Origin of the sequence: Faecalibacterium sp. Marseille-Q4137 (assembly GCF_017377535.1) — a bacterium.
GTDB classification, from domain to species: domain Bacteria; phylum Bacillota; class Clostridia; order Oscillospirales; family Ruminococcaceae; genus Faecalibacterium; species Faecalibacterium duncaniae.
The window spans coordinates 69363-89663 of the sequence record NZ_JAFREK010000006.1; the positions used below are offsets into that span (position 1 = coordinate 69363).

General features: G+C 59.9%; 19 protein-coding genes. 8 read left to right on the top strand and 11 right to left on the bottom strand.

Annotated elements, in window-relative coordinates:
- Positions 1–72 precede the first annotated feature (72 nt).
- From J3353_RS04275 to zapA, 4 genes are all read right to left on the bottom strand, one after another.
- Positions 73–627: a nucleoside triphosphate pyrophosphatase gene (locus J3353_RS04275; RefSeq protein WP_156070679.1), complete on the bottom strand. Its 555-nt coding sequence runs from the start codon at positions 625–627 to the stop codon at positions 73–75.
- Between the two features lie 5 nt (positions 628–632).
- Positions 633–1079, bottom strand: coding sequence for a dUTP diphosphatase (gene dut, locus J3353_RS04280; RefSeq protein WP_035394001.1), 447 nt, complete (start codon positions 1077–1079; stop codon positions 633–635).
- Between the two features lie 166 nt (positions 1080–1245).
- Positions 1246–3315 (bottom strand): U32 family peptidase, encoded by a 2070-nt coding sequence (locus J3353_RS04285; protein ID WP_207684265.1) that lies wholly within the window; start codon positions 3313–3315, stop codon positions 1246–1248.
- 39 nt (positions 3316–3354) lie between these two features.
- A complete protein-coding gene (gene zapA / locus J3353_RS04290) occupies positions 3355–3744 on the bottom strand; it encodes a cell division protein ZapA (protein ID WP_156066248.1) in 390 nt (129 codons plus the stop codon).
- Positions 3745–4075: 331 nt separating this feature from the next.
- On the opposite strand from zapA, the gene J3353_RS04295 reads away from it, so the two are divergent.
- From J3353_RS04295 to J3353_RS16555, 6 genes are all read left to right on the top strand, one after another.
- Positions 4076–6472: a glycogen/starch/alpha-glucan phosphorylase gene (locus J3353_RS04295; RefSeq protein ID WP_098922739.1), complete on the top strand. Its 2397-nt coding sequence runs from the start codon at positions 4076–4078 to the stop codon at positions 6470–6472.
- A 238-nt stretch (positions 6473–6710) separates the two neighbouring features.
- Positions 6711–8567 carry a glycoside hydrolase family 13 protein gene (locus tag J3353_RS04300; RefSeq protein WP_097770626.1) on the top strand — a complete coding sequence of 619 codons (1857 nt, stop codon included), beginning with the start codon at positions 6711–6713 and terminating at the stop codon, positions 8565–8567.
- Between the two features lie 149 nt (positions 8568–8716).
- The gene (locus J3353_RS04305; RefSeq protein WP_005932324.1) at positions 8717–9166 is read left to right on the top strand and encodes an NfeD family protein; all 450 of its coding nucleotides are present in this window, start codon (positions 8717–8719) and stop codon (positions 9164–9166) included.
- Positions 9167–9182: 16 nt separating this feature from the next.
- On the top strand, positions 9183–10088 hold the full coding sequence (locus tag J3353_RS04310; RefSeq protein WP_005932322.1) for an SPFH domain-containing protein: 906 nt from the start codon (positions 9183–9185) through the stop codon (positions 10086–10088).
- Between the two features lie 3 nt (positions 10089–10091).
- Positions 10092–10574, top strand: coding sequence for a YhcH/YjgK/YiaL family protein (locus tag J3353_RS04315; protein WP_207684266.1), 483 nt, complete (start codon positions 10092–10094; stop codon positions 10572–10574).
- Between the two features lie 265 nt (positions 10575–10839).
- Positions 10840–11985, top strand: a complete 1146-nt coding sequence (locus J3353_RS16555) for a GNAT family N-acetyltransferase (protein ID WP_207684267.1) — start codon at positions 10840–10842, stop codon at positions 11983–11985.
- A 164-nt stretch (positions 11986–12149) separates the two neighbouring features.
- Here the strand turns inward: J3353_RS16555 and mgtE are convergent, their stop codons facing one another.
- The 6 genes from mgtE to acpP form a co-directional block, all read right to left on the bottom strand.
- The gene (mgtE, locus tag J3353_RS04325; protein ID WP_347562931.1) at positions 12150–13529 is read right to left on the bottom strand and encodes a magnesium transporter; all 1380 of its coding nucleotides are present in this window, start codon (positions 13527–13529) and stop codon (positions 12150–12152) included.
- A gap of 299 nt (positions 13530–13828) precedes the next feature.
- Entirely contained in the window at positions 13829–14455 is a 627-nt protein-coding gene (locus tag J3353_RS04330; protein ID WP_156061522.1) for an ABC-2 transporter permease, read from the bottom strand.
- Positions 14452–15294, bottom strand: a complete 843-nt coding sequence (locus J3353_RS04335; RefSeq protein ID WP_156061524.1) for an ABC transporter ATP-binding protein — start codon at positions 15292–15294, stop codon at positions 14452–14454. Before J3353_RS04335 ends, J3353_RS04330 begins: the two co-directional genes overlap by 4 nt.
- 3 nt (positions 15295–15297) lie before the next feature.
- The gene (locus J3353_RS04340) at positions 15298–15669 is read right to left on the bottom strand and encodes a GntR family transcriptional regulator (RefSeq protein WP_005932304.1); all 372 of its coding nucleotides are present in this window, start codon (positions 15667–15669) and stop codon (positions 15298–15300) included.
- 143 nt (positions 15670–15812) lie between these two features.
- Positions 15813–17252 carry a proline--tRNA ligase gene (gene proS, locus J3353_RS04345; RefSeq protein ID WP_156061526.1) on the bottom strand — a complete coding sequence of 480 codons (1440 nt, stop codon included), beginning with the start codon at positions 17250–17252 and terminating at the stop codon, positions 15813–15815.
- 133 nt (positions 17253–17385) lie between these two features.
- A complete protein-coding gene (gene acpP / locus J3353_RS04350) occupies positions 17386–17619 on the bottom strand; it encodes an acyl carrier protein (RefSeq protein WP_005932296.1) in 234 nt (77 codons plus the stop codon).
- A gap of 287 nt (positions 17620–17906) precedes the next feature.
- On the opposite strand from acpP, the gene dapF reads away from it, so the two are divergent.
- Entirely contained in the window at positions 17907–18746 is an 840-nt protein-coding gene (dapF, locus tag J3353_RS04355; RefSeq protein ID WP_097772376.1) for a diaminopimelate epimerase, read from the top strand.
- A gap of 176 nt (positions 18747–18922) precedes the next feature.
- Positions 18923–20110 (top strand): LL-diaminopimelate aminotransferase, encoded by a 1188-nt coding sequence (locus J3353_RS04360; protein ID WP_097770617.1) that lies wholly within the window; start codon positions 18923–18925, stop codon positions 20108–20110.
- Positions 20111–20165: 55 nt separating this feature from the next.
- Here the strand turns inward: J3353_RS04360 and J3353_RS04365 are convergent, their stop codons facing one another.
- Complete coding sequence (locus J3353_RS04365; protein ID WP_097770616.1) at positions 20166–20294, bottom strand: oxaloacetate decarboxylase; 129 nt, start codon at positions 20292–20294, stop codon at positions 20166–20168.
- Positions 20295–20301: the final 7 nt, after the last annotated feature.

The window sequence follows — 20301 nt, forward strand, 5'->3', positions numbered from 1 at the left end:
AACGTTTTCTCAAGCGTTTTGTCAAGTTTTTCCGTATTTTTCATTTTTCTGCGCGTTCCGCCGCACAAACTGTCAGAACTGTTCAAGCAGGCGGACCGTCCGGCTGACGGGCAGGCCCATAATGGTGTAATAATCGCCCTCAATGGCATCCAGCCAGACCGCCGCGCGGCCCTGGATGGCGTAGGCACCGGCCTTATCGTAGGGCTCCCCTGTGGCGGCGTACCGCTCGATCTCCTCCTCGCTCAGCGGAAAGAAGGTGACCTTGCAGGTATCCACAAAGCTCTCGGTGCGGGTGCCATCGGAAACGCAGACACCGGTGTGCACATAGTGGGTCGCACCGGACAGCGCGCGGAGCATTCGTCTGGCATCGTCCGGGCTGTGGGGCTTGCCGAACACCTCGCCGTTCACATCCACCACGGTATCGCAGCCCAGCACCACGGCACCGGGGTGTTCCTTGGCCACAGCAAGGCACTTGCCCCGGGCAAGCTGCTCCACCAGCCGGGCGGGGGTATCCGCCGTCACGGCATCCTCGTCAAAATCGCTGACACAGACGGTAAAATCCGTCGTGTATAAGCTCAACAGTTCTTTCCGTCGGGGGCTCTGGGAAGCCAGGATCAGATCTTTCATACGCTTCACTTCCCCGTTGAGCCAAAGCCGCCCGCGCCGCGCTGGGTATCCCCCAGTTCGGCCGCCTGAGCAAAGGCAGCGGTATACACCGGTGCAATGCAGAGCTGTGCCACACGCTCACCGGGCTGGATGGTATAGGCCTCGGTGCCCAGATTGATCATGGGCACCTTCAGTTCCCCGCGGTAGTCACTGTCCACCACACCCACGCCGTTTGCCATGCACAGGCCGTGCTTGATGGAAAGGCCGCTGCGGGCATAGACCAGCGCCACAGCGTGGGGGCCGGGCAGCTCGATGGCAAGGCCGGTGGGCACCAACGCCCGCTGCATGGGGGCCAGTGTCAGGGGCTCATCCAGCACGGCGCACAGGTCGGCCGCCGCTGCCCCCGGCGTTGCATAGGCGGGCACCTTGGCCCGGGGGTCCAATACTTTATAGTTTACGGTGATCGGTTCCATAGTATACCTCTTGTTAAAGTTATATTCGGGCGTGTTCCGGGAGCTTTCTCCTCGGACACGAAACGGGCCATTCCATCGCCCGCCCTACTGCCTGCGGCAGCAGGGTCCCACCCCAGCGGACGGTCCTCGGAGAAACTCTCGGCTCCCGCCCGGGGAAACTGCATCTTTAGTTGGTTCCCTTGAAATACAGTCCTCTTGTAAACTCTCCCTCAAAGGGTGCGTGGACACGGATGCTGTCCAGAATGGCGGCTGCTTCTTCCCGGGATTCCAGTGTGAAGTAGGCCACGCCGTAGTCCACAGTCAGAGCACCGGGCTTATCTCCCATATAAATAGGTACGGGGTTATAGATCGTCCGCACGCCCATGCCGCAGCGCACCGGGAACTTTTTGGCCTTGCGGTCGGTCAGTTCCCCTGCTTTATTGCAGTGGGCGCAGTCATGGATGTTCTGCAGCGGGCAGGCACGGGTGACCATCAGCGGCATGTGGCCATAGACCAGCACACCGGTGGGCACAGGCTTGCCGTTATGGGTGGGGGCAATGGTGCTGATATCGCTGTCCTTGACTTCGGGCAGGATGAGCACACTGTTCAGGCCATGGTCGGCGTAAAACTGCGCCGCCATCTGGTTGGTGACGTTCAGGCCGAAGCCGCCGGTCATCGGCAGGCCACGGCAGAGCCGCAGGTGGGCGATGTTGCTTACCTCATAGCCCGCAAAACCCGCATCCTGAGTGGCGGCAATGCGGCGGGCGGTGTCCTCCTCCAACGCGCCGAACATCACGCGCGGCAGCTCCAGAAGGGTCTTTTCCCGCCACTCCCGGGGCACCCGGTCGGCCTGGGCAATGGGCAGAATGAGATACTCCACCCCGCTCAGGGCCTGCTCCGGCACCTGCTCCCAAGCTTCAAAGCGGGCGCGCAGGGTGCGGCGGGGCGGCAGAGTGCGCAGGGGCAGAGCATCCGGCTCCGCCTCGTGTACCGGCCAGGGGCGCAGGACCTCCCGCTTTTTCAGCAGGGCCTCCAGCGCATCCCGGCGCAGCTCGTTCACGGCACTGCCCGGCACGAACCAGGGGCCGCCGTCCATCTCCACATCGATCTTTTCCACCGCAAAGGGGGTGCCGCCCGTCTTGGAAAGGCTGCGCTGCAGGCTCTCGGTGGGGTCGGTGCGGGCAGGCTGCGGTTCCGCATCGCCGTAGGCAAAAGCCTTGTTGCCGTCCGCGTCGGTCACGGTCAGCTTCTCGCCGCCCTCTTCGATCTCCAGCCTGAACTGCACCGGCACCCGGCTGCGCTCGCGGCGGTAGAGCTCGCGCAGGGCAGGCAGGGTCTTTTTGGTCAGCTCCGCATCGGCTTCGCTGCGCACGCCGAACATGGTGCCGTCGATCTTTCCATCCAGATAGCCGGAGGTGAAACCGGAGCGGCTGAACGCATTTTTCAGCAGGTCACGGTCGTAGGCGCGGCCCTCGCGGCCTGCCAGACAGGCACTGACCGCCGCCGCCACATACTCCGGCGTGCGCAGACGGCCCTCGATTTTGGCCGATGCCACGCCGACGGCCTGCATCCGATCCAGCTTGTCGATGACAGAGTTATCCTTCAAGGAAAGGTGGTGCAGACGGCCCGGTTTGCCCTCGGGCAGCGGGTTCGCCTCAAAGGGCAGGCGGCAGGGCCCGGCGCAGGAGCCCCGGTTGCCGCTGCGGCCGCCCAGGAAGGCCGACATATAGCACTGGCCGCTGACGCACATACAGAGCGCGCCGTGGACAAAGCACTCGGTCTCGATGCCGCAGTGCTTTGTGATGTGCTCCACCTCGGGCAGGCTCAACTCACGGGCCAGCACCACCCGGGTAAAGCCCAGCTCCTTCAGCTCCAGTGCGCCCTGCAGGGTGTGGACGCTCATCTGGGTGGAGCCGTGGCGGGGCAGGTCGGGGGCGATCCGCCCGATGAGCTGCGCCACCGCCAGATCCTGGCAGATGACCGCATCCGCGCCGCTCTCGGCCACAGCCTTCACGGCAGCGGCCAGCGCGGCCAGTTCCCCACCGTAAACGGTGGTGTTCAATGCCACGTGCACCTTGACACCCCGCGCATGGCAGAACCGGACTGCCTCCTTCAGGCTGTCCGCATCAAAATTTCCGGCTCCTGTGCGGGCATTGAAGCCCGAAAAGCCCAGATATACCGCGTCCGCACCGCTGAACACCGCAGCGCGGAGCATCTCTTCACTGCCCACCGGGGCAAGGATCTCGATCTTTGGCATAATACTCCCTTTGTTCCGGCGCGCTCACCGCGCCCCCATTCACGCTTCCGTCTTTGCTTCCCGGTCGGCCTTCTGCTTGGCCTGCAGGCGTGCCAGCTGCTCCCGCAGGGCATCGTTTTCACGCCGCAGTGTTTCATTTTCTGTTTTCACCTTATCCTCAGCCAGCTTTGCCCTGGCGGCATCGGCAATATAATCCTGGATCTGGCTGCGCATATTCTCGGCGCTGCCGGTGCTCTTTTTGTATTCATCCAGATAATCCATGGCGCAGAACACCGCCGCCTTGGTCACCGAAAGGTTTTCGTTGGTGTCCAGCAGTTTGGTGATATCCTCATCCAGCCGTTTGGCCAGAGAGGCGATATACTTTTCGGAATCCGTCGTTGCGATCGCATAGGGCGCGCCCGCAATGGTCACTCTCACTTTATTAACCATCGTATCCTCACTAATAATTACTCTGAGCGGAGTTTGTGGCCGAGTTTCCTGCCCCGGCGCACGCTTTTACCCCCGCCGGGACAGCCGTTCACTTCTTATTATAATATAAATGCGTTCCAAGAGAAAGTGTTATTTTTGAATTTTTTGCATATTTACCAGAAAGATTGTGACAAAAATGTCAGTTACGGCAAAAATCGGCGTTTTTCCTTGCTTTTACGAATAGAACTGATTATAATGTTCTTGTTGTGGTAACAGGGAGAGGGAAAGAGGAGAAATTCTCTGTTACGATATTTCAAAACAGCACAAGTGTGTGTGCGGATAGGAGTTCCTTATGACTACAAAAGAATTTGCAAAAATTCTTCAGGACAAGCTGACCAGCGAGTACGGCGTGGATCTGAGCGTTGCTTCCAAGCAGCAGATCTACCGCTCTCTTGCCCTGATCTGCCGTCAGATGATGAGTGAGAACCACAAGAAGTTCCAGTCCAAGGCCATTGGCACCGGCACCAAGCAGGTATACTACCTCTGCATGGAGTTCCTGATGGGCCGCAGCCTGAAGATGAGTCTGTTCAACCTGGGTCTGGAAGATGTTGCCCAGAAGGTGCTGGCTGATGCCGACATCAACATCGAGGGCATCTTTGAGGAAGAGCCCGATGCAGGCCTGGGCAACGGCGGTCTGGGCCGTCTGGCTGCCTGCTATCTGGACGGCATGGCCACCACCGGCATCTGCGGCACCGGCTACTCCATCCTGTACGAGTACGGCATTTTCAAGCAGAAGATCGTGGACGGCTGGCAGCAGGAGCGCGCTGACAACTGGCTGCCCGGTGGTCAGGTCTGGCTGAAGAGCCACCCCGATCAGGCCATCGAGGTCCGCTTTGACGGCGAGATCCGCGAGAACTGGGATCACGGCTTCCACTATATCCAGCACACCAACTACAACAGCGTTATGGCTGTGCCCTCCGACATGTATGTGCAGGGCTACGACGGCAAGGGCGTTGCCAAGCTGCGCCTGTGGCAGGCCAAGGCTCCTGACTTTGATATGTCCAGCTTCTCTCTGGGCAACTACAACACTGCCATGAGCAAGAACGCCAGCGCCGAGCTGATCTCCAAGGTGCTGTACCCCAACGACAACCACATTGAAGGCAAGATCCTGCGCCTGCGCCAGCAGTACTTCCTCTCTGCCGCATCCATCGGCGATATCGTGCAGAACCACCTGTCCACCTACGGCACGCTGGAGAATCTGGCCGACAAGGTCGCCATCCAGCTGAACGACACCCATCCCACGCTGGCCATCCCCGAGATGATGCGCATCCTGCTGGACGAGTGCGGCTTTGACTGGGATAAGGCCTTTGAGATCTGCCAGAAGGTCTTTGCCTACACCAACCACACCGTTATGGCCGAGGCTCTGGAGAAGTGGAATGTGGACATCTTCAAGATGACCCTGCCCCGCATCTACCAGATCGTGGTCGAGATGAACCGCCGTGCCCGCGAGGAGCTGGAGAAGGCATTCCCCGGCGACGAGGGCAAGATCAACTACATGGCCCTGATCGGCGACAACCAGGTCCGCATGGCAAACATCTGCGCCTACACCGCCAACAGCATCAACGGCGTGTCCAAGCTGCACAGTGAGATCATCAAGGAGAGCGTGTTCCACGACTACTACCTGTTCAAGCCCCAGGCCTTCAAGAACGTGACCAACGGCATCGCTTACCGCCGCTGGCTGCTGGCCTCCAACCCTGAGCTGTGCAAGCTGCTGGACGAGACCATCGGCGAGGAGTACAAGCACGACGCTTCCAACCTCTCCAAGCTGAACAAGTATGCGGACGACAAGACCGTGCTGAAGCGCATCAACGAGATCAAGCTGAACAACAAGAAGAACTTTGCGGCCTATCTCGAGAAGAGCACCGGCCAGGTCATCGACCCCAACTCCATCTTCGACTGCCAGGTCAAGCGGATGCACGAGTACAAGCGTCAGCACCTGAACGCCCTGAACATCGCCGCTCAGTACCTGTATCTGAAGGAGAACCCCAACGCCGACTTCATCCCCAAGACCTATATCTTCGGCGCAAAGGCTGCCCCCGGCTACTACATGGCCAAGCAGATGATCCGGATGATCTGCAAGCTGGGCGACCTGATCAACAATGATCCCGCCGTGCGCGACAAGCTGCGCGTGGTCTATCTGGAAGAGTACTGCGTCTCCCTGAGCGAGCACCTGATGCCCGCTGCCGAGGTCTCTGAGCAGATCTCTCTGGCTGGCACCGAGGCTTCCGGTACCGGCAACATGAAGTTCATGCTGAACGGTGCCATCACGCTGGGCACGCTGGACGGCGCAAATGTTGAGATCGCCGATGCCGCCGGCAAGGAGAACGAGCTGATCTTCGGTATGCTGACCCCCGAGGTCAACAACCTCAAGCAGGTGGGCTACCACCCCAGCGCCTTCATCATGGGCGATGACGTGGCAAATGCCGCTCTGAACTTCCTGGAGCGCGGCTGGAACGGCGAGGACTTCCACGAGGTCACCGAGAACCTGCGCACCAGCGATCCTTATATGGTCATGGCCGACTTCAAGGATTACCGCCGTGCTCAGGCCGACCTGCAGCGCCTGTATGCTGACCGCGAGAAGTGGGCACAGATGAGCCTGAAGAACACCGCCAACAGCGGCATCTTCAGCGCAGACCGTTCTGTGCTGGATTACGCCCGCGACATCTGGCACGCTTCTGCTGTGAAGTAATTGGAAAGGTTAACCCCCCAGTCACCTACGGTGACAGCCCCCCTAGTAGTGGGGCCTCTGGCGTTACGGGAAGTTTTACAGCTTTTCCTTTACGCACAGACTTCACCGTTCTGCCAAGGCCTCTCCTACTAGGGGAGGTGGCAATGCGAAGCATTGACGGAAGGGTTCAGCACAAATATATCTCTGCCCCGGAGCCATTACGGAACCGGGGCTTTTTTTGAGAAAGGAACGACCCTACTTGTCTTGTCTGTTCAACAGTTTTGACCCCTATTTCAAGCAGCCCTTTGGTGCGGTGCGCGCCGGGCAGACTGTCCGGCTGTCGCTCTGCATCCCCGAGGAGCTGGGCTATGTAGACCCGCACCTTGTCCTGAAAAAAGAGGGCAAGTTCGATGTTCCCGTCTACTACCGGATGAACTTCGATGGCCAGACCCCCAGGCAGAACCACTTTTCTGTGGAAGTGCCTCTGAATGACCCGGGCCTCTACTTCTACTACTTCGACCTCTACACCGACTTCCGCCGCATCGTGCGCGGCCCCGACAACTGCGGTGTAATCAGCTGGCAGGATGGCGAAAGCTGGCAGATCACGGTCTATGAGCAGGACTTTGAGACCCCTGAGAGCATCAAGGGCAAGGTGTTCTATCAGATCTTCCCGGACCGCTTCTGCGAAGGGGTGGAGAACAAGCCCATGCCCTTTGCCGACCGCATCTATCAGGCCGACAAGCACGCCGAGCCCTTCTGGCAGCCCAACGAGGTGGGTGGCCACCTGAATGAGGATTATTTCGGCGGCGACCTCAAGGGCATCCAGCAAAAGCTCCCCTACCTGCACGAGATGGGGGTGGATTTCATCTACCTCAACCCCATCTTTGAGGCCCACTCCAACCACCGCTACAACACCGCCGACTACCTGAATGTGGACCCCCTGCTGGGCACCAACGAGGATTTTGAGGCACTGTGCACCGCCGCCAAAAAATACGGCATCGGCATTGTGCTGGACGGCGTGTTCAGCCACACCGGCTCCGACAGCCGCTACTTCAACCGCGAGGGCCGCTATGGCGAGGGCGGCGCATACCGGGACCCCAACTCCCCTTACCGCTGCTGGTACGATTTCGGCCCCCAGTACAAGGGCGGCTACCGCAGCTGGTGGGGCTTTGAGACCCTGCCCGAGGTCAACGAGGAGACTCCCTCCTATGTGGAGTTCATCACCGGCCCGGGCGGTGTCATCGACACCTGGCTGCGGCGTGGCGCGGCAGGCTTCCGGCTGGATGTAGCCGACGAGCTGCCCGACGAATTCATTGAGAAGGTGCGCGCCGCCGTCAAGCGGGTCAGCCCCGAAAAGTTCCTGCTGGGCGAGGTGTGGGAGGATGCCACCACCAAGTTCGGCTTCAATAAGCGCCGCACCTATCTGCTGGGCAAGGGCCTGGACAGCGTGATGAACTACCCCTTCAAGAACGCCGTGCTGGATTTCGTCAAGGGCAAGCCCGCCGAGCAGGCCATGACGGAGATCCTGACCATCTGCGAGCACTACCCTGCCCCCGCCATGGACACCGCCCTGAACTTCCTCTCCACCCACGACACCGAGCGTGCCCTGACCGTGATCGCTGACGAGCCCGCCAATGGCCGGGGCCGCGCGTGGCAGAGCGGCCGCTGTGTGACCGGCGATGCCTACGAGGAGGGCCTGCTCCGCCTGCGGATGGCCTACGCCATCATCTACACCCTGCCGGGTGTGCCCTGCCTGTACTACGGCGACGAGATTGCCATGCAGGGCTACCGGGACCCCTTCAACCGGGCTTTCTTCCGGTGGGATGCCCACGAACAGCGCCTGCGTCCCGTGCTGGCACAGCTGGCACAGCTCCGCCACACCTGCGAGGCCTTCCGCACCGGCCAGCTGCGGGTTCTGCGTGCCGAGGACGGTATCCTGCACTACCAACGGGTGGGCAAGGTGGAGACTGCGGAGATCATCGTCAACCGCACCGAGCATATCATCGTGGAGACCCTTGCCAGCGGCAAGAGCACTGAGGTGAATCCCATGGGCTTCACCATCGTGGTGGAAGAGGTGGGGCATAACCCGAACCACAGCTACTATGATTATGTATAAGGAGACGGATTAAACCTCTCCGTCATCTTCGCTGACGCGGCGAAGCCTGCGACTGAGAGGTTGGACAAAGCATCACTCGCCCTTAAATAACAACATATTGTCATTTCCACGCCTTTGTTATATAATAAACGAAGAAGGAGGGATGTTCGATGTCCATTGACCCCATTTTCTGGCTCCTTGCCGCCGTCGGTTTCCTGGCGCTGGAGGGTATGACCTTCAGCATGGTATCCGTCTGGTTTGCGGCAGGCAGCGCGGCAGCCCTGCTCTGCTGCCTGTTCACCCACTCATTCCGGGTGCAGGCGGTGGTGTTCATTGCAGTCAGCGCGGTCTGCCTGCTGGCATTCAAGCCGCTGGCCAAACGGCTGCACAAGCAGCCCACCCCCACCAACGGTGACCGCGCCCTTGGCCGGGAGGCCCGAGTGCTGACCCCCGTTTCTGCCCAGCAGACGGGCCGGGTGCGGCTGGATGGCGTGGATTGGAGCGCCCGCTGCGCCACCCCCGGCGATACCCTGACCCCCGGGCAGGCCTGCCGGGTCACCGAGATCCACAGCACCCTGCTCATCGTGGAACCCATCCTGACCGAATCCATCAACCACTGAAAAAAGGAGCGTCTCTATGCCTATCATGCTGTTCGTGATCCTCGCGCTCATCTTTGTCATCCTGCTCATCGTCGTCACCAACATCGTCATCGTACCCCAGTCCATGGTGTACGTTGTGGAGCGTCTGGGCAGCTACTCCGACACCTGGTCGGCCGGCCTGCATGTCAAGATCCCGTTCATTGAGCGGATCGCCAAAAAGGTCAGCCTGAAGGAGCAGGTCGCGGACTTCCCTCCCCAGCCTGTGATCACCCGCGATAACGTCACCATGCAGATCGACACCGTGGTGTTCTTCCAGGTCATGGATGCCAAGCTCTACACCTACGGTGTCAACCAGCCCATCGCAGCCATCGAGAGCCTTTCCGCCACCACCCTGCGCAACATCATCGGTGAGATGGAGCTGGATCACACCCTGACCAGCCGCGATGTCATCAACGGCAAGATCACGGCCATCCTCGACGAAGCCACCGACAAGTGGGGCATCAAGGTCAACCGCGTGGAGGTCAAGAACATCATCCCGCCGCGCGAGATCCAGGAAGCCATGGAGAAGCAGATGAAGGCAGAGCGCGAAAAGCGCGCTGTCATCCTGAAGGCCGACGGTGAGAAGCAGGCCGCCATCACCGCCGCCGAGGGCGAAAAGGAAGCCGCCATCCTCCGTGCCGATGCCGTCAAACAGCAGCGCATTCTCGAAGCTGAGGGTGAGGCTCAGGCCATTCTCGCGGTGCAGAAGGCCAACGCCGATGCCATCCGCCTGCTGAACGAGGCCATGCCCAACGACAAGGTGCTGGCTCTGCGCAGCCTGGAAGCACTGGCCAAGGTCGCCAACGGCAAGGCCACCAAGATCATCATTCCGTCGGAGCTGCAAAATCTGGGCGGCGTTGTGCCCAGCATCAAGGAGCTTCTGACCGACCCGAAAGAGGACTGATCCATGATCTACGATACCCTGAACAATCTCCCCAACTATCTGGGCCTGTGCAGCAGTCTGGATAGCGTCATCGAGTTCATCATGGCGCGGGATATCAACAACCTGCCCGCCGGGCGCACCCGCATCGATGGTGACAAGGCTGTGGTCACGGTGAGCACCGTGACCCCGCAGGCCAGCGACAAGGCCCCCTTTGTCCGGCACGACAACCACCTGACCCTTGAGACCGACCTCGAGGGCAGCGAGCTGTTTGAAGTGTCCCTGGGCGAGTTCAGCCCCACCCGGCCCACCGATGAAGCCGCTGATACCACCGTGGGCACCGCCGGCACCAGCATTGCCGGAATGCTCTGCGAGGGCCGCTTTGCCCTCTATCTGGCCGGGGAGCCGTACAAATCCGGCTTGAAGGCCCAGGGCTGCGGCAAGCTGAAAAAGGCCGTGTTCACCATGGAGCTGGACCCGGACGAGGAAGACGAGACCGAGGCCGAATAATTCCTGAAAGCACGAACTCCACGCAGCGTAGGTTGCGTGGAGTTTTTTTGTATAGTATACTCTGGTTCAACAATTACGCTTGCCCGACTTGCCAAGGGCTCCCCTATTAGGCAACGACGACGACCGCCGCCAGTGGCGGATGAAGGGAGGAGTTGTTGGGGCCGCGGCCAGCAAGACACGAGCACAATACTTTGTGCGAAGTGGATGCTGGGAGCCGCAACCCGTACGCTGTCGAGCAACGCGAGACTGAGAGGTTTCATTCATTATGAACACATACGTCACAGGCAGCACCATCCGGCAGTTGCGGGAAACCAAGGGCCTGACCCAGGCAGAGCTTGCCGGAACGCTTTCTGTCAGCGCCAAGACCATTTCCAAGTGGGAGACCGCCAAGGGTCTGCCCGATATCTCCCTGCTGGAACCGCTGGCTGCGGCTCTGGGGGTCAGCGTGCTGGAGCTGATGCAGGGAGAGCCCATCATCAACCGGAACCGGGCAGCCAACCTGCTGCGGAGCAAGCTCTACGTCTGCCCTCTCTGCGGCAATGTGCTCCACGCCACCGGGCAGGCCGTGGTGAGCTGCTGCGGCATCACCCTGCCTGCGCTGGACATCGCCGAAGCCGAGGATGCCGACGAGCATCATCAGCTGACCGTGGAGCGGGTGGAGGACGAGCTCTTCGTCACCCTGCACCACCCCATGGAGAAAAACCATTACATCTCGTTTCTGGCCTACCTCACCGGCGATAAGCTGCAGCTGGTCAAGCTCTACCCCGAGGGAGATGCTTCTGCCCGCTTCTCCCTGCGGGGCGCAGGTGTACTTTACTTCTACTGCAACTGCCACGGCCTGATGAAGGCTCCGGATTTCCGCACCGCCACCCGGCGCACCTCACCCCAGAAGATCCACCTGCGGGAGCCGGATGAGGGTGACCGGAAACAGGTAATGGCCTACCGGGAAGAATTTTTGGCCATCGGCTCCCGGATGGACGGCACCTCGGCTCTGGACAAATATGCCGACTTCGATGCCTGGCTGGCCCAACTCCGCAAGCTGAAAGACCCGGCCACAACCCCCGCCGGTCTCGTGCCCGCCACGGAGTATCTGGCTCTGGACGAGCATGAGCATCTGGTGGGCATGACCAACCTGCGCCACCGGCTCAACGATTACCTGCTGACCTACGGCGGGCACATCGGGTACAGCGTCCGCCCCTCGGAGCGGCAGAACGGCTACGCCACCCAGATGCTTCGCCTGACGCTGGAAAAGGCAAAAGAACGAGACATCGAAAAGGTGCGCATCTGCTGCGACCATTACAACGTTGCCTCAGCAAAGACCATCCGCGCCAACGGCGGCGTGCTGGAGGACGAGCAGTTCGATTCCTCCGATGGAACGCTGACACAGCGGTATTGGATACAGAATAAGTAAAAAGAGGCTGTTGCCAAACTCCTTCCGTCATCGCTCACGCGATGCCACCTCCCTCAATGAGGGAGGCTTTCACAGATTGCCATTACGTCAAGGCTCCCTCCAAGAGGGAGCTGGCGCGGCGAAGCCGTGACTGAGGGAGTTGTCGGCAGCAGCCTTTCTCTATTTCAGCCCAGATGGAACATATCGATCAGCACCACGGCGGCCAGGCCATAGTAGACCACCACAGCCACCAGATCATTGATGGTGGTGATGAGCGGGCCGGAAGCCACGGCGGGGTCGATGTGGATCTTATGGAACAGCATGGGGATGACCGTGCCCACCAGGCTGGAGATCACCATGGCCACGACCAGAGATACGCCCACACAGCCCGAGAGCAGGAAGGCTTCACCCCAGGCGTAGGCCTTGAAGAAGTGGATGTAGCAGCCCAGGAAGCCCAGCGCCAGCACGGCCAGCAGTGCACCGTTGGTCAGGCCCACCCGCATTTCCTTCCAGAGCAGCTGGAGTTTTTTGGCAGTGGTCAGGTTCTCGTCCACCAGCACACGGATGGTCACAGCCAGCGACTGGGTGCCCACATTGCCGGCCATATCCAACACCATGGACTGGAAGCAGATGACGATGGGCAGCACCGCCACCACCGATTCAAACGCCCCCACCACCGAGGACACCAGCATCCCGAGGAACAGCAGGGCAATCAGCCAGGGCAGGCGCTTTTTCACACTCTGGAACACACCCTCGTTCAGATCCTCCTCACTGGTCAAGCCGCCGAGTTTTGCGTAATCATCGCCCATCTCGTCGTCCACCAGCTCGACCACATCCGCCGAGGTGATGATGCCCAGCAGCTTCCCGCTGTCGTTCAGGACAGGGAGCGAGCGCTCGGCGTAGTCCACGATGCGGTCGATGCAGTCGCTGATCTTCTCGTGGTCGGTGACGTAGGGGTAGGAGCGTGCGATCAGCTTTTCCAGGCGCTCCTCCGCACGGGCCACGATGAGGTCTTTCAGGTCAATGGCACCATAAAAGTGCTCGTTCTCATCCACCACATACAGGGTGGAGATGTTATCATTCTCGCCTGCCTGCTTCACCAGCTCGCTCATGGCCTGCCGGATGGTCATATCCCTGCGGATGCAGATGTAGTTTGTGGTCATGCAGCTGCCGATCTCGTCCTCGTTATAGGAGAGCAGCAGCTTCACATCATCGGCGGCATCCTTGTCCAGCTGGTGGACGATCTTTGCCTTATCGTCCTCTTCCAGGTCATCCAGAGCATCTACGGCATCGTCCGAATCCATGTGGGAGATGACCCGGGCGGCCCGCTCGGGGTCCAGCTCCTTCAGGTAAGGCTCTGCATCGTCCAGATAGGAGAAGATCTCTGCCACCGTATCCACGCCCAGTGCGGTGTACACCTTCTGGCGCTCCTCCGGTGTCAGGGCCGTCAAGGCATCGGCCAGGTCATTTTCATGGTAATCGGACAGCTTTTCAGCCAGCTCTGCCTGGGGCAGACCGCTGTGGATGATGTCCAGAATCTCCTGCACATAATTTTTCTTCTGCATGGTTTGGTCCCTCCGTTTCCCGTTTCCGGGCATAAAAAATACACCGCATCGGTCTGGTTACAACTCCTGCGGTGTACAAAGGGCATGCAGTTCAGGATGCGGCTAACACGTTTGCACGGCCCGCATCGCAGGAGAAGCGTTGTTTGGGGTGATCCGTATGGTCACTGGACATGGAAACAAACTCCTCCTTGGTGTAAGATTTTTCTTTCAGCCCCGTTATCATACTACGCCGGGCCGGATTTTTCAACCCCTTTTACAGTTTTTTTACCGGATTATTGCTATATTGCACAAAGAAAAGCCTACTTCTTATACTTCCCATACCACTGCACTGACAGCCTCCAGGAAAGTGCATACAGCACCAGCACCGCTGCCAGCACACCGACGATGGCAATGGCCGCGCCCGGTTCCGGCACGGCATCCATCAGGACCATCCCGCCGCCCAGGGCAGCGCCCATTCCGGCAAACATCAGCATGTAGAGCATCCGCGCCTTTTCTGCGCCAAAACGGTAGTACAGCGGCAGCATGATCCCGTTTATCAGCAGGATGGAAGCTGCGCCCGCCCCCAGCAAAAGGCCGATCGGCATCGCAGGAAGCGGTTTTCCCATCCAGAACCGGATGCCGCAGAAAATTCCGTTCAGCGCCGCAGAGACCGCCGTGCAAAGCAGACCCACAAGATATTTTTCTGCTACCTGAAGTTCCTTGCTCAGCGGCAGGGCAAAGCTGTACTCCGTCCACCCGCTGGCGTGGTCGTAGGAAAGCAGGTAGGCGGGCATCATCCCCAGAAAAACAGCTGAATAATTCACCGCAAAGCTCGAATCCCCGGAAGTGCTCAGGATCCAGATCGCCAGCACAGCCAGCACCGTGAGGTACATCATCCACATATTTGTTTTGACTTGATACCAGTCTTTCAGCAGCAGCCCTTTCATCGCACATTCTCCCCTTTCACCATCAAAACGAACAGTTCTTCGATGCTCACCGGTGTCAGGGTGCTGCCCACCGGGACAAGTTCCCTCTTCACCAGTGCCTCGGCCCCGTAGGCTGTCACCCGACGGCTGACGATGGCGTTTTTATCCAGCTCCTCCAATTGCCCGGCAGTGCCGTGCCAGAGGGCGTACTCCTCCCGCAGGGTGTCCTTGTCCTCACAGAGCAGGAGCTTCCCCTTGTGCAGAAAGGCAATGGTATCGCAGAGCTTTTCCAAATCACTGACGATGTGGGACGAGATCAAAATTGCGTGATCCTCGTCCCGCACAAAGTCCAGCAGCAGATCGATCAGCTCATCCCGCACCACCGGGTCCAGACCGCTGGTGGCTTCGTCCAACAGCAGCAGCTTGGGGTGATGAGAAAGTGCCACGGCAAGGCACTGCTTCATCTTCATGCCGGTGGAGTAGTCGCCATACTTCTTGTTCTCCGGCAGGTCAAAGCGGCGGCACCAGTCGGCGTAGGCGGCGGCATCCCAATTGGGATAGATGCCCGCCATCACCTTTCCCACCTGCGGGGTGGTCAGGCAGGTGGGGATGCCCTCGCCGCCCAGCACCACGCCGATATCGGCTTTGGCAAGCGGGGTAATCCCCTCCTGCCCGAACAGTTTAACGGTACCTGCGTCCCCGTCGATCATGTCCAGGATCAGCTTAATGGTGGTGCTCTTGCCCGCGCCGTTCTCACCGATCAGCCCGCAGACTGTGCCGCCGGGCAGTTCCAGATCAATGGGCCCCAGCGCAAAATCCGGGTAGTGCTTTTCAAGGCCGTGCAGTTCTAATGCGTTCATGGTTCATTCCTCCCACAGCAATTCCAACATTTCGGTCAGTTCCTGTTTGGTCAGCCCGCAGGGAGCCGCCAGCCGGACGGCTTCCGTCAGGTGTGCTTCGATTTTTTTCAGGTTCTCTTCCCGGAGCAGCTCGGTGTTTTTCGCTGCCACGAAAAAGCCCTTGGCGGGCACGGCATACAAAAAGCCCTCCTGTTCCAGCTCATCGTAGGCCCGCTTTGTGGTGATAACGCTGATGCGCAGGTCCCGCGCCAGCCCCCGGATGGATGGCATCGCTTCCTCCGGCTGCAGTTCCCCGCTCAAAATCTGGTTCTTGATCTGGGTGTAGAGCTGCTCGTAGATGGGTGCACCGCTCTTGTTATCGATGAAGAGATTCATGTCTGCCGCCTCCGTTGCATCTGTATATTTACAGTATATACAGTAGATACATGATTGTCAATAGGCAGACACAAAAAAGCAGCTCTCCCGTTGGACGGGAAAGCTGCTTTTTTCATCTGATCAGGCTCTGACTGTGGAGCGGCTTAGTAGGCCACGCCCCAGTAGACCATCTTGCTGGCGGGCTTGCCGCAGCAGGGGCAGACATCGCTGATGTGCTCCTGCTCAAAGGGCATGCAGCGGCTGGACAGGCCAGCCTCTTCCTTCATCTTCATCTCGCAGGCCAGGTCGCCGCACCACATGGTCTTGATGTAGCCGGTGTTGGCCTTGGCCAGCTCCTTGACCTCCTCCATGGTGGTGGCTGCCCAGGTGCGCTTCTCGCGGTTGGCGAGGGCACGCTGGTACAGGTCCTTGCGCAGGGCCTCCAGCTGGGCCGGGATCGCGGTCTCCAGCTCGTCCAGGCTCACGAAGATCTTTTCACGGGTGTCGCGGCGGACCAGCACGCACTGGTTCTTTTCCAGATCCTTGGGGCCGATCTCCAGGCGCAGGGGAACGCCCTTCATCTCCCACTGGGAGAACTTCCAGCCGGGGGCGTTGTCGCTGTCGTCCAGCTTGACGCGGGCGTACTTGCTGATCTTCTCAGCCAGCTCAGCGGCCTTCTCGGAAACGCCGGGCTTGTGGGCGGCGATGGGCACGACCACGACCTGGATGGGGGCCACTGCCGGGGGCAGGATCAGGCCGTCGTCATCGCCGTGGGTCATAATGATGGCACCCACCAGACGGGTGGAAACGCCCCAGCTGGTCTGGAACGGGTGATGCAGCTGGTTGTCGCGGCCGGTAAAGGTCACATCGTAAGCCTTGCTGAACTTATCGCCGAAGTAATGGCTGGTGCCGCTCTGCAGGGCCTTGCCGTCTTTCATCATGGCTTCGATGGTATAGGTAGCCTCGGCACCGGCAAACTTCTCCTTATCGGTCTTGCGGCCCTTGACAACAGGGATGGCCAGATCCTGCTCGCAGACATCCGCGTAGCAGTTCAGCTGCTGCTGGGTCTCAGCCTCGGCCTCGGCGGCAGTCTCGTGGATGGTATGGCCTTCCTGCCACCAGAACTCACGGCTGCGCAGGAAGGGACGGGTGGTCTTTTCCCAGCGCACCACGCTGCACCACTGGTTGTACTTCATGGGCAGCTCACGGTAGCTGTGCAGCACGCGGGACCAGTGGTCGCAGAACATGGTCTCGCTGGTGGGACGCACCGCCAGGCGCTCTTCCAGCTTGTCGGAGCCGCCCATCGTGACCCACGCCACCTCCGGCGCGAAGCCATTGACCAGCTCGCCTTCCTTCTGCAGCAGGCTCTCGGGGATCAGCACGGGCATGGCCACGTTCTCGTGGCCGGTTGCCTTAAACCGGGCATCCATGTCCTTCTGGATCAGCTCCCAGATGGCCTGACCATAGGGGCGCAGGATGATGAAGCCCTTGACACTGGAGTACTCCACCAGCTCTGCCTTAACGCAGATGTCGGTGTACCACTGTGCAAAGTTTTCTTCCTGGCTGGTGATCGCCTGCACAAGCTTCTTGTTGTCTTTTGCCATTTTGTTATATCCTCCTAAGCCGTGCGCCAAACGCCTGTGTTCCAGCCGTTCCGCACGAGCTCATATTAAAAGCCCCGCTGCAGTGCCGCCGTGTGCAGCGCTGCGGGTGCGGGGCCTTTTTGCAAAACTGTTATCAGCCCTTGTGGCTGTCCACAAATTCCACCACGTCGCCCACGGTGCGCAGATTCTCGATGGCATCGTCCGGCACCTCAATGCCAAACTCATCCTCCAGCGTCATCACCATGTCCACGATATCCAGGCTGTCGGCCTCGAAATCACTCATAATGTCGCTCTCCATCGTGATCTTAGCAGGGTCAATATCCAGCTGCTCTGCCAGCAGTGCACGGATCTTTTCAAAAGTATCCATCGTCGCGGTCTCCTTTTGTCAATGATTCTTTCTTCTCTGCCCGCACGCCCTCTCCGGCGTGCAAAAGCACTCTCTCTTTTTATATCCCATGGGCCGTATCTTGTCAAGCCCTGTTTTGCATTCCGGCCCTTTACGGGCAGAAAAAACCGATGAAAATTGCACAAAGCCCTCTTTTTTGCTTGACAGAAGCCCGTTTGATTCTTATGATTATATGTGACGAACCAAACCTCTCAGCCGTGCTGCATCAGCATGGCCGCAGAGGTCCCGCCTGTAAAGGAGAATGCTCCATGAAATTGTCATTTACCAAAATGCAGGGCTGTGCCAATGATTACATCTATCTGGACTGCCGTGCATCCGGTGTGCCCGCAGACATTGCCGCGCTTGCACAGCGGCTCTCTGCCCGGCATTTTTCCGTGGGTGCGGACGGCATCATCTGCATCTGCGCCCCTGTGACCCCCGGGGCCGATGGCCGGATGCGCATCTTCAACGCGGACGGCAGCGAGGCCCAGATGTGCGGCAACGGCGTGCGCTGTGTGGCCGAGTGGCTCTACACCCACGGGGTGGAAAAGCCTGTCCTGACCATCGACACCAACAGCGGTGTCAAGCGCATCAGCCGGCAGGGCGCACAGCTGTGGCAGGTGGAGATGGGCGCTTACAGCACCCTGCCGACCGACCTGCCGGCCATCCACATGGGCGAAGGCCCGCTGGTGGATCAGCCGCTCACCGTAGAGGGAAAAGTGTGGAAGGTGACCTGCATCAGCGTGGGCAACCCCCACTGCGTGACCGTGGTGGAGGATGTGGACAGCCTGAAGCTGGAAGCCATCGGCCCGGCGTTCGAGCATCACGCCAACTTCCCGGAGCGCATCAACACCGAGTTTGTGCAGGTGGTGGATGCCGCCCACCTGAAGATGCGGGTGTGGGAACGCGGCAGCGGCGAGACCTGGGCCTGCGGCACCGGCACCTGTGCCACCGTGGCGGCTCTGACCGAGCTGGGCATCTGCCCCGCCGGGCAAGATATCCATGTGCAGCTGCGCGGCGGTGAGCTGGTCATCCGGGTACTGCCCGGCAGGCAGCTGCTGATGACCGGCAGCGCTGTCACGGTGTACGAGGGAGTTGCGGAAGTTTAACATCCTCGCCCTCTCCGTCATTGCTTTGCAATGCCACCTCTCCCAAAGGGAGAGGCAATTGCGGCTCAACGGTCAGCTTCTGCTGGCGTAGACGCTGCATCGGCTCTCCCTTTGGGAGAGCTGGACGCGAAGCGGCCTGAGAGGGCGGGCAATCTTATAAAGTGAGGGAACAACTTATGAAAATGAATCACCATTACGGCGAGCTGAAGGCAAGCTACCTGTTCGTGGACATTGCCCACAAGGTGGCCGCCTATCAGGAAGCACACCCCGAAAAGGAGATCATCCGCCTGGGCATCGGCGATGTGACCCAGCCTCTGGCAAAGTGCGTGGTCACCGCCATGCAGGATGCCGCCGCTGAGATGGGCACCAAGGAGGGCTTCCACGGCTACGGCCCCGAGCAGGGCTATCCGTTCCTGAAGCAGGCCATTCAGGGCTACTACGCAGGCCGCGGCACCCAGCTGGCTGAGGACGAGATCTTTATCTCCGACGGTGCCAAGAGCGACCTGGCCAACGTGCTGGGTCTGTTTGATGTGGATAACACCGTTCTGGTCCCGGACCCCGTGTACCCCACCTATGTGGACGACAACGTGACCGACGGCCGCAAGATCATTTACGGCCGCACCAGCCAGGAGAACGGCTTCCTGGGGATGCCCGATGACAGCGTGAAGGCTGACATCATCTACATCTGCAGCCCCAACAACCCCACCGGTGCCGCCTACACCCGCGAGCAGCTCAAGGCCTGGGTGGACTACGCCAAAAAGAACAACGCCGTTATCCTGTACGATGCCGCCTACGAGTGCTTCATCACCGATCCCGCTCTGGCACGCAGCATCTTTGAGGTAGAGGGTGCCCGCGAGTGCGCCATTGAGATCTGCTCCTTCTCCAAGATCGCAGGCTTCACCGGCACCCGCTGCGGCTACACCATCGTGCCCCACGAGCTGGAGCGCGAGGGCATGAACCTGAACAAGCTGTGGCTGCGCCGCCAGACCACCAAGTTCAACGGCGTGCCCTACGTCGTTCAGCGCGCTGCTGCCGCCGTGTTCACCGAGAGCGGCATGGCTGAGATCCAGGCCAACCTCGATTACTACCGCCAGAACGCCAAGGTCATTGCCGACGCGCTGGACGAGTGCGGCGTGTGGTACTGCGGCGGCAAGAACAGCCCCTACATCTGGCTGCGCTGCCCCGGCGGCATGAAGAGCTGGGAGTTCTTCGATTGGCTGCTGGAGAACTGCGGCGTGGTCGGCACCCCGGGTGTCGGCTTCGGCGAGTGCGGCGAGGGCTACTTCCGCCTGACCGCCTTCGGCGATGCCGAAAAGACCAAGGTCGCCGCCCAGCGCATCAAGGCCGCCATCCAGACTCTGTAATCTTACACAAGCAAAAAGGCGATGCAGTTTTGAACAGCTGCATCGCCTTTTTCTTTTATTTCCGGCCCGTCAGCCGGTTGAGCAGCATCACTGCCAGAACAATGATACCGATGACAAGGATGATGCCGACCATCCCGATCAGCATCATCGGCAGCGTGGTCATCCACGAAGTAAGATGAAGCATGCGATCA

Coding starts and splice junctions, on each gene's coding strand:
- J3353_RS04275 (WP_156070679.1), bottom strand. CDS start 627: ATGAAAGATCTGATCCTGGCTTCCCAGAGCCCCCGACGGAAAGAACTG.
- dut (WP_035394001.1), bottom strand. CDS start 1,079: ATGGAACCGATCACCGTAAACTATAAAGTATTGGACCCCCGGGCCAAG.
- J3353_RS04285 (WP_207684265.1), bottom strand. CDS start 3,315: ATGCCAAAGATCGAGATCCTTGCCCCGGTGGGCAGTGAAGAGATGCTC.
- zapA (WP_156066248.1), bottom strand. CDS start 3,744: ATGGTTAATAAAGTGAGAGTGACCATTGCGGGCGCGCCCTATGCGATC.
- J3353_RS04295 (WP_098922739.1), top strand. CDS start 4,076: ATGACTACAAAAGAATTTGCAAAAATTCTTCAGGACAAGCTGACCAGC.
- J3353_RS04305 (WP_005932324.1), top strand. CDS start 8,717: ATGTCCATTGACCCCATTTTCTGGCTCCTTGCCGCCGTCGGTTTCCTG.
- J3353_RS04310 (WP_005932322.1), top strand. CDS start 9,183: ATGCCTATCATGCTGTTCGTGATCCTCGCGCTCATCTTTGTCATCCTG.
- J3353_RS04315 (WP_207684266.1), top strand. CDS start 10,092: ATGATCTACGATACCCTGAACAATCTCCCCAACTATCTGGGCCTGTGC.
- J3353_RS16555 (WP_207684267.1), top strand. CDS start 10,840: ATGAACACATACGTCACAGGCAGCACCATCCGGCAGTTGCGGGAAACC.
- mgtE (WP_347562931.1), bottom strand. CDS start 13,529: ATGCAGAAGAAAAATTATGTGCAGGAGATTCTGGACATCATCCACAGC.
- J3353_RS04330 (WP_156061522.1), bottom strand. CDS start 14,455: ATGAAAGGGCTGCTGCTGAAAGACTGGTATCAAGTCAAAACAAATATG.
- J3353_RS04335 (WP_156061524.1), bottom strand. CDS start 15,294: ATGAACGCATTAGAACTGCACGGCCTTGAAAAGCACTACCCGGATTTT.
- J3353_RS04340 (WP_005932304.1), bottom strand. CDS start 15,669: ATGAATCTCTTCATCGATAACAAGAGCGGTGCACCCATCTACGAGCAG.
- proS (WP_156061526.1), bottom strand. CDS start 17,252: ATGGCAAAAGACAACAAGAAGCTTGTGCAGGCGATCACCAGCCAGGAA.
- acpP (WP_005932296.1), bottom strand. CDS start 17,619: ATGGATACTTTTGAAAAGATCCGTGCACTGCTGGCAGAGCAGCTGGAT.
- dapF (WP_097772376.1), top strand. CDS start 17,907: ATGAAATTGTCATTTACCAAAATGCAGGGCTGTGCCAATGATTACATC.
- J3353_RS04360 (WP_097770617.1), top strand. CDS start 18,923: ATGAAAATGAATCACCATTACGGCGAGCTGAAGGCAAGCTACCTGTTC.
- J3353_RS04365 (WP_097770616.1), bottom strand. CDS start 20,294: ATGCTTCATCTTACTTCGTGGATGACCACGCTGCCGATGATGCTGATC.